General features: G+C 67.1%; 10 protein-coding genes. 9 read left to right on the forward strand and 1 reads right to left on the reverse strand.

What is annotated here, in order from left to right; all coding sequences use genetic code 11:
- Window positions 1-62 precede the first annotated feature (62 nt).
- The 3 genes from glyA (at window position 63) to phoH2 (ending at window position 4,111) form a co-directional block, all read left to right on the forward strand.
- On the forward strand, window positions 63-1,394 hold the full coding sequence (gene glyA / locus AC5ZH6_RS08365; protein WP_014359439.1) for a serine hydroxymethyltransferase: 1,332 nt from the start codon (window positions 63-65) through the stop codon (window positions 1,392-1,394).
- A gap of 82 nt (window positions 1,395-1,476) precedes the next feature.
- Window positions 1,477-2,349: an acyl-ACP desaturase gene (locus AC5ZH6_RS08370; RefSeq protein ID WP_006372264.1), complete on the forward strand. Its 873-nt coding sequence runs from the start codon at window positions 1,477-1,479 to the stop codon at window positions 2,347-2,349.
- 454 nt (window positions 2,350-2,803) lie between these two features.
- Window positions 2,804-4,111: an RNA 5'-3' helicase PhoH2 gene (gene phoH2 / locus AC5ZH6_RS08375; protein WP_006372263.1), complete on the forward strand. Its 1,308-nt coding sequence runs from the start codon at window positions 2,804-2,806 to the stop codon at window positions 4,109-4,111.
- A 57-nt stretch (window positions 4,112-4,168) separates the two neighbouring features.
- On the opposite strand, the gene AC5ZH6_RS08380 is transcribed toward phoH2, so the two are convergent.
- Window positions 4,169-5,593: an NAD(P)/FAD-dependent oxidoreductase gene (locus tag AC5ZH6_RS08380; RefSeq protein ID WP_020171763.1), complete on the reverse strand. Its 1,425-nt coding sequence runs from the start codon at window positions 5,591-5,593 to the stop codon at window positions 4,169-4,171.
- A 132-nt stretch (window positions 5,594-5,725) separates the two neighbouring features.
- Between AC5ZH6_RS08380 and AC5ZH6_RS08385 the strand changes: the two genes are divergently transcribed.
- Genes AC5ZH6_RS08385 through AC5ZH6_RS08410 form a run of 6 tightly spaced genes read left to right on the forward strand, consistent with a single transcriptional unit; the run spans window position 5,726 to window position 13,193 of the window.
- A complete protein-coding gene (locus AC5ZH6_RS08385; RefSeq protein ID WP_006372261.1) occupies window positions 5,726-6,841 on the forward strand; it encodes an ABC transporter ATP-binding protein in 1,116 nt (371 codons plus the stop codon).
- On the forward strand, window positions 6,838-8,019 hold the full coding sequence (locus AC5ZH6_RS08390; RefSeq protein WP_020171762.1) for a polyamine ABC transporter substrate-binding protein: 1,182 nt from the start codon (window positions 6,838-6,840) through the stop codon (window positions 8,017-8,019). Before AC5ZH6_RS08385 ends, AC5ZH6_RS08390 begins: the two co-directional genes overlap by 4 nt.
- Complete coding sequence (locus AC5ZH6_RS08395; protein WP_094602264.1) at window positions 8,016-9,872, forward strand: ABC transporter permease subunit; 1,857 nt, start codon at window positions 8,016-8,018, stop codon at window positions 9,870-9,872. Before AC5ZH6_RS08390 ends, AC5ZH6_RS08395 begins: the two co-directional genes overlap by 4 nt.
- Window positions 9,873-9,927: 55 nt before the next feature.
- Window positions 9,928-10,749 (forward strand): SDR family oxidoreductase, encoded by an 822-nt coding sequence (locus AC5ZH6_RS08400; RefSeq protein WP_006372258.1) that lies wholly within the window; start codon window positions 9,928-9,930, stop codon window positions 10,747-10,749.
- Between the two features lie 57 nt (window positions 10,750-10,806).
- Window positions 10,807-12,075, forward strand: a complete 1,269-nt coding sequence (locus tag AC5ZH6_RS08405; RefSeq protein ID WP_006372257.1) for an acyl-CoA dehydrogenase family protein — start codon at window positions 10,807-10,809, stop codon at window positions 12,073-12,075.
- Between the two features lie 59 nt (window positions 12,076-12,134).
- Entirely contained in the window at window positions 12,135-13,193 is a 1,059-nt protein-coding gene (locus AC5ZH6_RS08410) for a phosphotransferase family protein (protein ID WP_006372256.1), read from the forward strand.
- The last annotated feature ends 29 nt before the right edge of the window (window positions 13,194-13,222 follow it).

The following is a 13,222-nucleotide window of genomic DNA, read 5'->3' on the forward strand; positions in this document are numbered from 1 at the left end:
TCCGCAGCGGAGGGTCCGGGGAGGATTCGGTCAGCGGGCGCCGGGCCCATAGACTTGCGGGCATGACCGAGAACGCCTCGTCCGCACAGTCCGTGAACTCGACGTCGGTGAACGCGATGTCGCTGGTCGACGTCGACCCCGACGTCGCCGCCGCGATGAACGGTGAGTTGAGCCGGCAGCGCGACACCCTCGAGATGATCGCGTCGGAGAACTTCGTCCCGCGCGCGGTCCTGCAGGCGCAGGGCAGCGTCCTGACGAACAAGTACGCCGAGGGATATCCGGGTCGGCGCTACTACGGCGGTTGCGAGTACGTCGACGTCGTCGAAGACATCGCGCGTGACCGGGCCAAGGCGCTCTTCGGAGCCGACTTCGCCAATGTGCAGCCGCATTCGGGCGCGCAGGCCAACGCCGCGGTGTTGATGGCGTTGATGAATCCGGGTGAGACCCTGCTGGGTCTCGACCTCGCACACGGCGGGCACCTGACCCACGGGATGCGACTGAACTTCTCCGGCAAGCTCTACGAGAACGCCTTTTACGGCGTGAGCAAAGAGGACTTCCGCATCGACATGGACGAGGTGCGCAAGATCGCCCTCGACACCCGCCCGAAGGTGATCGTCGCCGGGTGGTCGGCCTATCCGCGCACCCTCGACTTCGACGCGTTCCGCTCGATCGCCGACGAGGTCGGCGCCTACCTGTGGACCGACATGGCCCACTTCGCCGGCCTGGTCGCCGCCGGGCTGCACCCCAACCCGGTACCCGCCTCCGACGTCGTCTCCTCGACGGTGCACAAGACCCTCGGCGGACCGCGCTCGGGCATCATCCTGGCCAAGCAGGAATGGGCCAAGAAGCTCAACTCGGCGGTGTTCCCCGGTCAGCAGGGTGGTCCGCTCATGCACGTCATCGCCGGTAAGGCGGTCGCACTGAAGATCGCGGGCACCGAAGAGTTCGCCGAGCGGCAGCGTCGCACCCTGTCCGGCGCGAAGATCCTCGCCGACCGTCTCACCGGCGCCGACGTCGCCAAGGCCGGTGTCTCGGTCCTCACCGGCGGCACGGACGTGCACCTGGTGCTCGTCGACCTGCGCAACAGCCCGCTCGACGGCCAGCAGGCCGAGGATCTGCTGCACGAGGTCGGCATCACCGTGAACCGCAACGCGGTGCCCTTCGATCCGCGCCCGCCGATGGTCACCTCGGGACTGCGCATCGGTACCCCCGCGCTGGCCACCCGCGGGTTCGGCGACGAGCAGTTCACCGAGGTCGCCGACATCATCGCTACCGCGCTGGCCGCCGGGACCGGCGCCGACACCTCGGCGTTGCGGGCACGCGTGTCGCGTCTCGCGCTGGACTTCCCCCTCTACGACGGGCTCGAGTCGTGGGGGCTGATGAGCCGCATCTGATCGGCCGTCGCGGCGGGCGGCGCGCCACGCAGGCGATGTCCGGATTGCCCCCGATGGTTACGCATCCGTATCCTCTTACGCGATGAACGCACTCACCGAAGACGACCTGATCATTGCGCTCGAGAAGGCGCTTCCGGAGATCGCCGAGGATCACGCCGCGGCGGCCACGCCCTGGAACCCGCACGACTGGGTGCCGTGGGACGACGGCCGCAACTTTGCCTTCCTCGGCGGTGACGACTGGGATCCGTCGCAGGCGACGCTGTCCGACGAGGCGCGCGCCGGCACCCTCGCGCTGCTGCTCACCAAGGACAACCTGCCGTCCTACCACCGTGTGCTCGCCAAGCACTTCCCGGCGTTCTCCGACTGGCGTCAGCTCGTCGGGGTGTGGACCGCCGAGGACAACCGGCACGCCATCGTGTTGCGCGACTACCTGGTGGTGCGTCGCGCGATCGACCCGGTCGATGCCGAGGAGCGTCGTCGCGAGCACGTCACCAAGGGGTACCGCCAGCGTCCCGAGCTCGTCCGGGATCTCGGCCCGCTCGACGTCCTGGCATTGATGGCGGTGCACGAGTACCAGTGCGTGCACTACGTCAAGCGTCTGGCGACCGCGGTGACCGACGACGTCTACCAGACGATCCTCACCAAGATCGCCGGTGACGACGAACTGCAGGCCCGGACCTTCACCAACTTCCTCGGTGCCGGGCTCGTCGCCGATCAGGACGCCACCGTGATCGCCGTCGACGAGGCGCTGGCCCGACTGACCACCGAGCCCATCGGATTCGACATCGACGACTTCGACGCGGAGCGCGCGCTGATCGCCGACTACGAGAGCGGCGAGACGCACGCCGCGATCGCCGCCGCCATCGCCGACGGCCTCAAGCTCGAGAGCTTGCAGGAACTCGGTGACGACGCGCAGGCCGCACGGCAGCGCATCCAGGCGCTCGCCGGCCGATAGTCCGCCAACTCACCACACTCCCGGTACCCCGCGATCACGTGGGTGCCGGGAGTGTGTGCGTGAGCGGGTGCCGCGGTCTCGCGTCGCACGCGGTTCCGGCGCTGTCCCGGGCCAGTCACCGGCGGTGAAAACTGTTCCGGACATGCCGATTGAGCACGGCTTTTCTCCCGGTGGCGGCGCCATCGTCACTTCGCTCAAACGATACGTGCGTTTACGCGAAATTCACGCCGACACACCTTCTCCGGCGCGCCGCCACGCGCCACACCGCGTACGTTGGCGAGTGACGGGCCGCGGGGAAGCGGTTCGTCCGGGAGGTTCTCATTCGTGGTTTGCAAGAGCAGCGCGAGGGGGCCGGCCCCGGTCCCCGTCCACTTCGGCTAACCGGAGCGGACCGAGACCCAGCCGGTCGACTTGAACTGGTTTGTGCGGGCGCCGCACAAATGTAGGAGCCCACGTGACCACACGCACCTACGTCCTCGACACCTCCGTCCTGCTCTCAGATCCCTGGGCGGTCACCCGTTTCGCCGAACACCATGTGGTTCTTCCGCTGGTGGTCATCGGCGAACTCGAGGGCAAACGTCACCACCACGAGCTCGGCTGGTTCGCACGTGAGGCCTTGCGGCTCCTCGACGATCTGCGGCTGGAATACGGTCGACTCGACATGCCGTTCCCCATCGGGGACGAGGGCGGCACGTTACAGGTGGAACTCAATCACACCGATCCGGCCGTACTGCCGGCCGGATTCCGCACGGAGACAAACGATTCACGGATTCTCGCGTGTGCACTCAACCTGCGGGCCGAGGGTAAGAACGTCACCCTGGTCTCCAAGGACACGCCGCTGCGGGTGAAGGCCGGCGCGGTGGGCCTGGCCGCCGACGAGTACCACGCCCAGGATGTCGTGGTCTCCGGATGGTCGGGGATGGCCGAACTCGACGTCGACCAGCCCGCCATCGACACCCTGTTCGCCGACGGCGTCGTGGACATCGATGCAGCCCGGGAACTGCCGTGCCACACCGGGGTTCGGCTGATCGGTCAGGGCTCGTCGAGTGCGCTGGGCCGGGTGAACGACGCCAAGCAAGTGCAGTTGGTGCGCGGCGACCGCGAGGCTTTCGGTCTGCACGGGCGCTCCGCCGAACAGCGTGTGGCGCTCGATCTGCTGCTCGACGACAGTGTCGGCATCGTGTCGCTGGGCGGCAAGGCCGGAACCGGCAAGTCCGCGTTGGCCTTGTGTGCCGGACTGGAAGCCGTCCTCGAACGACGGACCCAGCGCAAGGTGGTCGTCTTCCGGCCGCTCTACGCGGTCGGCGGACAGCAGCTCGGATACCTACCCGGCGGCGCCGACGAGAAGATGGGCCCGTGGGCGCAGGCGGTGTTCGACACGCTGGAAGGCCTTGCCTCGCAAGAAGTCATCGAGGAGGTGCTGGCACGCGGCATGCTGGAGGTGTTGCCGCTCACCCACATTCGTGGCCGGTCATTGCATGACTCGTTCGTGATCGTCGACGAGGCACAGTCGCTGGAGCGCAACGTCTTGCTGACCGTGCTCTCGCGTCTGGGGTCGGGGTCGCGGGTGGTGCTCACCCACGATGTCGCGCAGCGCGACAACCTGCGCGTCGGACGACACGACGGGGTGGCGGCAGTCATCGAAAAGCTCAAGGGCCACCCACTTTTCGCGCACATCACGCTGACCCGCAGCGAACGGTCGCCGATCGCTGCGCTCGTGACCGAAGTGCTCGAGGAATTCGCGCCGGGCGCGGCGTACTGATCACCGGGTGAAAGTCAGGGTGCTCGAAACCTACTGAGTCGCACCGGGTGTCGGGGTTCAGGACCGACCCGACACCCGGTCGGCCATCCGTGCGATGACATTCGTCCGCGATGAGCCATCGGCCAGTTCACGTCGATCGGCCGTGCGGTAGGCGGCGTACATCGTCGCCACGCCGAGCCAACGAAGCGGTTCTGGTTCCCAGTTGCGTGTGCGGTGTCCGACCCACGGTAGGTCGGTGAGATCGGTGCGGTCGCCGGCGACGAGGTCGCACAGCGTTCGCCCGGCCACGTTGGTGGTGGTCAAACCTGATCCCACATATCCACTGGCAGAACCGATTCCGGTGACCGGGTCGTAGCAGATGGACGCCAACCAGTCCCGGCTCACCCCCAGCACCCCACACCAGGTGTGGGCGATCGGGGTGTCCGCGGTGGCCGGGAACATCTCGTGCAACGCGGTTATCAGGGACGCCGTCGTTCGCTCCTGGGTCCGGCCACGATCATCGATGCCGGAACCGAATCGATAGGGAACACCGCGCCCGCCCAACGCAATCCGGCCGTCGGCGGTGCGCTGCGAGTAGGTGTAGGCGTGAGCGGTCTCGCCCAGCAGCTCGCACCCGCCCCATCCGATGCGGTCCCAGATCTCGTCGTCGACTGGCTCGGTGACGATCATCGACGAATTCATCGGCAGTAGCTTGCGGTGTGTACCGGGCATGGTGGCGGTGAAGCCCTCGAGGCAGACCAGAATCGATTCGGCCCGCACCACACCGCGATCGGTGTCGACCCGGCGCGGACCGATGCCGGTGACGGTGGTGCCCTCGAAGATCTGTACGCCCCGGCGGGCCACCGCGTCGGCGACGCCCCGGGTGAGCTTTGCCGGGTTCACCCGCGCGCACTGAGATGAGTACATCGCCGATCGTGCACCCGCAACGGTGATCCGTTCGGCGACGGCGACGTCGTCGAGATACTCCCATCGACCACCGAGATGCTCCTCGTGCTCGATCTCGGCGCGTAGTCGGGCGTCCTGTGCCGCGCAACGGGCGATGTGCAGGACCCCCGACTTCACCGCGCCACACTCGATGGACTCGTTGGTGATGCGGTCGAGAACCTCGTCGACGCCGGACCGCATCGTCGCCGTGAGACGGCGATTCGCGTCGAGACCGTCGCGACCGCGGGAATCGGCGACCGCCGCGTAGGTGCGGCGATTGCCCGCGACCTCGGCCGAGAGCCATCCACCGTTGCGGCCGCTGGCGCCGAAACCGCAGAACTCGCGCTCGAGCACGACGATGCGCGCGTCGGGCAAGCGCTCGGCGAGGTAGTACGCCGACCACAGGCCGGTGAGTCCGCCGCCGACGATCGCGATGTCCGCGTCGCGATCACCCGGCAACGGTGGCCGGATGGCCGACGGTCCGGTGGTGGAGTGCCAGAAGGAGACGTCACCGTTGCGCATGTGCCCACCGTACGTCGCCGAATGTTGCGCGCGCATTAAGAATCAGTTGTTCAGCTGGCTATCGGAGACTGAATCCGTGACGATTTCTGCGAAAGACTGCCGTAATCGATACTCCCAAGGTTCGACCGACCCGCCCGCCGCCGGCGTGGTCGCCAGGAAAGGCCCACCATGACCACTGTCTCGCAGGCTCCGATCGCCGAGTCCGTGCCGACCACCCGCGGCGCGGTTGCCCTCCGGGCGATTCGCAAGGTGTATGCCAACGGCCACGTCGCGGTCACCGGCATCGATCTCGACGTCGCCGCGGGCGAGTTCGTGTCGCTGCTGGGCCCGTCGGGGTGCGGTAAGACGACGCTGCTGCGCATGCTGGCCGGTTTCGGGCGGCCCACCGCCGGTGACATTCTGCTCGACGGTGCCTCGATCGTGGACGTGCCACCCGAACGCCGCCCGGTCAACACCGTGTTCCAGTCCTATGCGTTGTTCCCGCACATGACGGTCGCGCAGAACGTGGGTTTTGGTCTGCGACAACGCAAGGTGGCGAAGAAGGAGATCGGCCAACGTGTCGCCGACGCGCTCGATCTGGTGCAGATGACGCGCTTCGCCGACCGCAAACCGGCCATGCTCTCCGGTGGTCAGCAGCAGCGGGTGGCGCTGGCCCGCGCGCTGGCGAACCGGCCCGACGTGCTGTTGCTCGACGAGCCGATGAGCGCGCTGGACCGCAAGTTGCGCGAGGAGATGCAGATCGAACTCAAACTGCTGCAGAAGGAGCTCGGCACCACCTTCATCTTCGTGACCCACGATCAGGAGGAGGCATTGTCGATGAGCGATCGGATCGTGGTGATGAGCGAGGGGCGCATCGCCCAGGTCGGCATCGGTAAGGACATCTACGCCGCGCCGACCAACCGGTTCGTCGCCGACTTCATCGGCAAACAGACCTTCTTCGACGTCACCGGCGACTACGAGGACGGACGCATCGCCACCACCGACGGGCGTTTCGCCGTCGCCGAGATCCCGGCCGACGCCACCGGTGGCCTGGTCGTCGCGGTACGCCCGGAGGCGATCTGGTTCGCCGAGAACGACTCCGACGTCGACGCCGCCGACAACATCGTGTCCGGCACCGCCGCAGGCGTGTCGTTCCTCGGCGACCTGACGCAGGTGGTGGTCACCACCGACGCCGGCACCGAGGTGCTCGTACGCGGCGCCACCCGCAACTTCCCGCCATTGCACGAGGGACAGCGTGTGCGGTGCACCTTCGCCGCCTCCGACGCCCGGGTGTACGCCAAATGACCGCCCGCACAGCGTCGGACGCATCGGACGCGGTGCGCGCACTGGTGCCGAATCGGTCCGTCGCGCGGATCACCCGTCGCAGCTTCCTCGCCGGAATCGGTGTGGCGGTCGCCGGGGTCACGGTGTCGGCGTGCGGTGGTAGTCACAAGATCGCGAGCTCGGCGCCGATGGGCGCGGCCGCCGAGGGCAGGCTGAACTACTACAGCTGGGGTGACTATGAGGACCCCAACGATCTCGACGGCTACGAGAACCGCTACGGGGTCACGCTACAGGTCGATTCCTTCGGCTCCAACGAGGAGATGATCGCCAAACTCGCTGCGGCACGCGGAACCTCGGGGTATGACGTGGTGGTGCCGACCGGGGTGTACATCCCGCAGATGGTGGAGCACGACCTGCTCGATCCGCTCGATCATGCGCGCGTGCCCAACCTCGCCAACCTGGAGGAGCGGTTCTTCGACCCGCCGTGGAATCCGCGCTCGCGCTACGGCGCCTGCAAGGACTGGGGCACCACCGGATTCATGTATCTCAAGTCGCTGACGACGAGGACGCCGACCACCTGGCGCGATTTCATCGAGCTGGCCCAGGGTCCGGCCCGGGGGAAGGTCAGTGTCCTCGAGGATCCCTGGGAGGTGGTCTCGATCGCCATGGGGGCGTTGAACATCGACCCCAACACCACCGACGAGAAGGATCTCGCCGCGGCCCGGACACTGCTCGTCAACGATCTCGCCCCGACGCTGCAGGGTTACAACTCGTCGATCACGTCGGTGGTGTCGGGCGGCGCCTACAGCTTGCTGCAGGCGTGGAACGGCGATGCGCGTCTGACGCTGACGAACGAGAGCGACCCCGACAAGTGGGGATTCGTTTATCCGCTGCCGACGGCCAACCTGTTCGTCGACAACTTCGCGATCGTGCGCGGGACCCAACACCCGGTCGCCGCACACGAATTCATCAATTACATGCTCGACCCGGAGGTGTCGTACCGGGAGATGGAGTACATCGGCTACCAGACCGGGGTGAAAGGGATGGCGGAGAAGGGCCGGGCCGCCGACCTCGACTACCCCGACCTGTTGTTCCCACCCGATGAGGTGGTCGATCGGCTGGTGTCGGCCAATGTCGACTCGGCCACCCAGGAACGCACCGAGATCCTGGGCCAGATGCAGGCGAGGAGCGCCCGATGACCACTACCGTCGACACCCCCGCGATCAACCCAGAACCGATCACCCCGGAAACGATCAGCCCGACCCCGAAACCGCCATGGCGGCAACGGTTGTTCGGTGCAGGTGGGCTCACCTTTCCGGCCTGGGCGTATCTGCTGTTCTTCTTCGTCGTCCCGGTGGCCTTGGTGGTGTGGTACAGCTTCGGCTACAAACCCGACCAGTTCACCACCTATGCCACCGACCAACTGAGCTTCGGTCGCTATTCGGAAGCCTTCGGCGCGGACTACCGGTCGACCTTCTACAACACCCTCACCATCGCCGTCACCGGAGTGGTGATCGCGCTTGCCGTCGGTGTGCCGTTCGCCTATTGGCTTGCGGTCAAATCGAATCCGCGACGCCGCCCGATCTATCTCGCCCTCATCATCATCCCGTTCTTCACCAACTTCCTGGTGCGCACCATCGGCTGGCAGATCACCCTGGCGCCGTCGGGATGGCTCTCGGGCGTGATGCAGAGCGTGGGGCTGGGCGAACTCGGCATCCTCTACACCCGCGCCGCGGTGCAGGTCGGCGTGGTGTACAACTACCTGCCGCTGATGATCTTCCCCCTGTTCGTCGCCATGGATCGGGCGGGTCTGTCGCTGCGGGAGGCCGGGCGCGACCTCGGTGCCAACCGCTGGACGACGTTCTTCCGGATCACCCTGCCGCTGGCGTCGCCGGGCATCGTCTCGGGCACGCTTCTGGTGTTCATACCGTTGATGGGCGACTACGTGACACCCTCGGTCCTCGGCGGTGCGAAGGGCACGATGGCCGGGCAGATGATCGCCGCGCAGTTCGAGACCGCCCAGAACTGGGCGCTCGGCAGTGCGATGACGGTATCGCTGATGATGATGGTGCTCGTGTGCGTGGTGCTCGCCGGTCTCGTCGTCAAAGGTGTTGCGGTGGTGCTGGATCGGCGGGTCTTCTCGGTGACGCTGCCGACCGGCGGCCCGGCCGATCTCGGCGCCCTGCCGGGTCTGGTGATGACGCCGCGGCGCACCCGGCGGGACTGGTACTCGATCTGCCTGAAGGGGTGGGCGGTCGTGGTCTATGCCTTCCTGTTCCTACCGATCCTGGTGATCGTCGCCTACTCGTTCAACACCGGGCGTGTGCTCGCCTCGTTCGAGGGATTCGGGTTCGGCGCCTACCGCGACGCGCTCACCGACGACACGATCCTGCACAGTGTGCGCATTTCCTTGGAGGTGGGCCTGCTGTCGGCTCTGCTGGCCACGCTCCTGGGGTCGTTGGCCGGCATCGCCATCGGGATGTCGCGGCGCCCGCGCTGGTGGTCGGTGGGGTTGCTGGCCCTGCTGACGGTCACCCTGGTGACGCCCGACATCGCCGATGCGGTGGCCTTCCTGCCCTGGTACGTCACGCTCGGCGTCGACTGGAATCTGTTGCCGTTCAACAACGGTCTGGTGCGGTTGGTCATCTCGCACGCAGTGGTGTCGATGGTTGTGGTGACATTCATCGTGCGAGCCCGGGTGTCGGCCCTCGATCCGGCACTCGAGGAAGCGGCCGCAGATCTCTACGCCTCGCCGCTCGCGCGGCTGCGGCACGTGATCCTGCCCGCCGCCACCCCGGGCATCGTCGCCGGGATGATGCTGGCCTTCACGTTCAGTCTCGACGACGTCGTGATCTCGACCTTCGTCCAGCAGCCGGGCTACACGCCGTGGCCGGTCTACATATTCTCCGCGGTGCGTATCGCCCTGCGGCCGGAGGTGGCCGCGATGTCGACGCTGATGCTCGTCCTGACGCTGGTGGTGCTGGCGCTGTCGGCCCTCGTGCTGCGCAGGTCGGGGGAGGATGCGACCTCGATGGCCAAGATGATCGGCTGAGGCACGACCCGACCCGAACCTTGAAGGTGAAACCGGGTTCAAGTACGGTCGGGGCATGGAGATCCAGAACACAGTTGCCGTGGTCACCGGTGCCGGCGGCGGCATCGGTGGCGCGATCGCCCGCGCGCTGAGCGTTGCCGGCGTCCGCGTGGTGCTGACCGACCTCGATTCCGACGCCGTCGCGCGCACCGCCGAGGCGATCATCGAAGCCGGTGGCCAGGCGATTGCGCTGGCCGGCGACGCTTCGGACAACGCGCACATCGACGACGTGCTCGCCACGGCCGGTGAGCATTTCGGCCCCGTTGATCTGTATTTCGCCAACGCCGGAATCGGCGGTGCGGCGGGTCTGGATGTCACCGACGACGACTGGGACACCGTCATCGACGTGAACCTGATGGCACACGTACGCGCCGCGCGTCGGCTCGTGCCCGAGTGGAGCGAACGCGGCCGCGGATACTTCGTCAGCACTGCGTCGGCGGCCGGCTTGCTCACCCAACTGGGGTCGGCGACCTACTCGGTGACCAAGCATGCGGCGGTCGGGTTCGCCGAGTGGCTCAGCGCCACCTACGGCGACGCCGGCATACGCGTCAGTTGTCTGTGCCCGATGGGCGTCGACACCAAGCTGCTGCGTCCCGACCATGCGCCGGACACCGACGGCGAGCGCCTGATGCAACGAGCGGTCGAGACCGCCGGCGCGGTGATCACCCCCGAGGAGGTCGCCGACCTCGTGCTGGCGGCGATCGCCGATGAGCGTTTCCTGATCCTGCCGCATCCGGAGGTACTCGAGATGTACCGACAGAAGGGCGCCGACTACGACAGGTGGCTGCGCGGCATGCGGCGCTATCAGGCCGCGTTGCTCGCACCGCAGGACGCCTGAAGCGCCACCGTCGGCGAATCCGTCGAGACCACAACCGCTCTCATCGAGGAGACAACCATGACATTGTTCGAGCCATCACCGCGCGCCGAGGAATACCGGCAGAAGCTGCTGGCCTTCATGGACACCTACGTCTATCCCAACGAGGCCGTCTACGACCAGCAGATGTGGGAGTCGGCCAATCCCCATGCCACCCCGGACATCCTGATCGAACTCAAGGCGAAGGCCAAGGCCGAAGGATTGTGGAATCTGTTCCACCCCTACGCCGAATGGGGGCCGGGGCTGTCGAACCTGGAGTACGCGCATCTCGCCGAGATCATGGGACGGGTCGGTTGGGCGCCGGAGGTGTTCAACTGCAACGCCCCCGACACCGGCAACATCGAGGTACTGACCCTCTTCGGCACCGACGAACACAAGCAGCGCTACCTCAAGCCCCTGCTCGACGGAGAGATCGCCTCGGCATTCGCGATGACCGAGCCCGCGGTCGCCAGCTCCGACGCGACCAACATCGAGTTGCAGATGGTCCGTGACGGCGACGAGTACGTCCTCAACGGACGAAAGTGGTTCGCCTCCAACGCGGTGCGGCCCGACTGCAAGGTACTCATCGTGATGGGCAAGACCGATCCCACCGCCCCCACCCATCGACAGCAGTCGATGATGGTGGTGCCCACCGACGCAGAAGGTCTCACCATCCTGCGCAACCTGCCGGTCTTCGGCTACGTCGACCGGGAGAGCCACGGCGAGTTGGTGTTCGAGAACGTCCGGGTGCCCGCGACCGACGTCCTCAAAGGAGAGGGTGAGGGATTCGCGATCGCACAGGCGCGTCTGGGGCCGGGCCGCATCCATCACTGCATGCGCACCATCGGGATGGCCGAGCGGGCACTGGAACTCATGTGTCGGCGAGCGGCCGCACGCTCGACGTTCGGACAGCCACTGGCCGACCGCGCCAACATCCAGGACTGGATCGCCGAGGCGCGCATCGACATCGAAATGGTGCGGCTGCTGACCCTCAAGGCCGCGTACATGATGGACACCGTCGGCAACAAGGCCGCGGCGACCGAGATCGCCGCCATCAAGGTGGCTGCACCCAACATGGCGCTCAAGATCATCGACCGCGCCATCCAGGTCCACGGAGGTGCCGGTGTCACCGACGACTTCCCGCTGGCCATGGCCTACGCGCACCTGCGCACGCTGCGCCTGGCCGACGGTCCCGACGAGGTACACAAGCGCGCGATCGCCCGCCGCGAGTTGCGCAGTTACCGGGAAGCCGCCACGGTGCCGGAGACGGTGGCCGGCGTGTCCGACGACGCGCTCTCGGCCCGGTACTGATCGAAGGCGGGAAGCCGTTGCAGCGCAAGAGAGTCCGGTGATCGAGTGGGGAGCGGGTAATGAGTGAGACCGACGTGGTGGGGGATCTGGCGGAGATCGCCGAGGTCGATCCCGTCGCCCTGCTCGGCTGGCTGCGCGGAGCGGGTATCGAGTGGGCCGGCACGGTGCGGTGTACGCGCGTCGGATTCGGTCAGTCGAATCTCACCTATCTCCTCACCGATGACGCCGATGGCCGATGGGTGCTGCGTCGTCCGCCGGTCGGCACCCTGCTGGCCTCGGCGCATGACGTGGCGCGTGAGGCGCGCATCCTCGCTGCGCTGGCCCCGACCGACGTCGCGGTTCCGGCCGTCCTCGGTGTGTGCGCCGACGAGTCGGTGAGTCCTGTTCCGCTGGTGGTGATGGAGTTCGTGGACGGTGTCGTCCTGGACCGGCTCCCGGCGGCGCAGGCGCTCTCGCCCGCGATACGGCGGGCGGTGGGGGAGTCGATGATCGACACCCTCGCCCGCATCCACGACGTGGACATCGAGCAGGCCGGTTTGGCCGACCTGGCGAGCCACACGCCCTACGCGGCACGCCAACTCAAGAGGTGGAGCGCGCAGTGGGAGAAGTCGAAGACCCGTGAGATCCCGGCGCTGGACGAGTTGACCCGACGACTGACGGCGAGTGCACCCGACCAGCAGGAGACCCGACTGGTCCATGGGGACTTCCACATTCGCAACGTCATGATCGATCCGGACAGCGGAACGGTACGGGCGGCACTGGATTGGGAGTTGTCGACCCTGGGTGATCCACTCGCCGACATCGGGAGCACCCTGGCGTACTGGCCGGCGGCCGGTGAACCGCCGCTCAGTGCCGCGCCGGTGGAGTTGCTCGAGGGGTTCCCGACCCGCGACGAGCTCGCCGAGATGTACCTCGACCGCACCGGCCGCGACGCGAGAGCCCTGCAGTTCTGGCACGCACTCGGACTGTGGAAGGTCGCGATCATCGCCGAGGGCGTGCTCCGCCGTGCGCGGGACAATCCGGCGAACCGAGCCGCTGCCGGCGTCCCCACCGACGAGGTGATCGACAGTCTGGTCGCGCGGGCCATCGCCGTCGCCGACGCGGCCGGACTCGGATGAGAGCGGGCACGGGTGAGAAGATGTCGGAA

This window comes from Gordonia sp. YC-XJ4, assembly GCF_059511865.1.